Annotated in this window: 1 protein-coding gene; it reads right to left on the reverse strand. The window is 45.7% G+C overall.

All coding sequences use genetic code 11. The annotated features are described in order from the left end of the window. Nucleotides 1-381: 381 nt before the first annotated feature. Nucleotides 382-1475, reverse strand: a 1094-nt coding sequence (locus tag AC58P7_RS33405) for an IS110 family RNA-guided transposase (RefSeq protein WP_497350359.1), incomplete at its 5' end; no start/stop codon positions are given.

The raw sequence follows: 1475 nt of genomic DNA on the forward strand, positions 1-1475 counted from the left end.
GCTCCCTCGATTTGATTTAATTTCCTCACGCAAGCTCGTGTATTCGCAGGATTTCATCCCTATTGGATTCGGTAAAAGAATAAAGAGAGTCAGGGCATGTTATGTTGAACCGTTAGAAGGCATGCGGGAACAGAGGTGAGGGTAACATCACCTAATTTATACCATCTGCTGCACGTATTCTCCACATGGCCCTTAGCGATTTTCGCTCCCATATCTCAACGGGTCTAAGCCCTCTCATTCCTTCGTCACATCTATCTAAGGGGTGGAGGTCGGTCTTTCTAACGGAACGGGTCAGTGCCCTTTTGCGTAACGTATCCCGATACTCCGTGCTTTCTTTGTCATCCTGCGAATACGCCAACTTGCGTTAATAATGCATAGTTTCTATACTGCTAATGCGAAGATTTTCACTGGGTTGTATGCTTCTTCACTGCGTGCTAGGCCTACTAAAAGTCGAGCCAACTTTCCGCATAACTTCATAATTGATTTCATTTTTTTCAGCTTTTTTACCTGGACATTATGTCGATGCAAAGCCTTGAATTCATTGTTAGTCATAACCATACACATCGTGATTAGGTAGAGGAAGTGTCGTAGGCGTGGTCGTCCTCGTTTACTGAGCGTCATCTGGCCTTTCCATTTCCCAGAGCTTGCCTCAGTAAGATTAAGGCCTGCGTGACGTAGCAGTGTGTTTCCGTGGATATAACCGCTGAGATCACCTGACTCCCCTAAAACACCCGCTAAAGCAATCGCACTTATGCCAGTAATGGCAAGGATTTTGTTCGCATAGGGGATACGTTCAAGTACGGTTTTGGCTTCAGCTTCGATTCTCCGCAGCTGTGTGTTCGCTAAGTCATACTCCTCAAGAAGATTCTCAAGATGGAGTTTGTAAGCGTGTGTTGCCTGGGTAGAACCAACGGTTTTTTTGGCAAGATCAATGAGCAACTTAGCCCTACGGACACCAGAGTGTCGTTTCATGGACGCTTTCCATCCCGTGATCACATCGGAAGGCTCTAATTTACATAGATCGGCGGGGAGAGGAAATAACCGGAGAGTTAGCAATGCACCTTTGCAAGTTAAGATTTTAAAGACTTGTCTAAGTTCAGGGAACACAATGTCGACCCAGCGGTGAATTTGATTCACTGCGCTTACAAGCCGTTTGACAACGGTCTCTCGATTTGCCATAAGGACTCGCAGCTCTTCGTATTCTGGGGAATGAAAACGGACCGGGGAATAGTAGCCGTTTTTCACCATGTCAGCAATGACAAGCGCATCCTTTTTGTCACTTTTAGAGCGTGTATTGTCGCGGTTTTCTTTGTTCTTTTTGACTAAATGAGGATTTACGAGTACAGCTTCAATCTGGGTGTCCTTAAGCCAATGTGCAAGGCTCAGCCAGTAATGTCCTGTTGGCTCCATGCCGACAATTATTTTGGTTAACTTGTACGACGCTAGTAAGTCTCGAATCCAGCGATCCAGCGATA

The sequence above is a fragment of the Paenibacillus sp. J22FR5 genome (genome assembly GCF_059691975.1).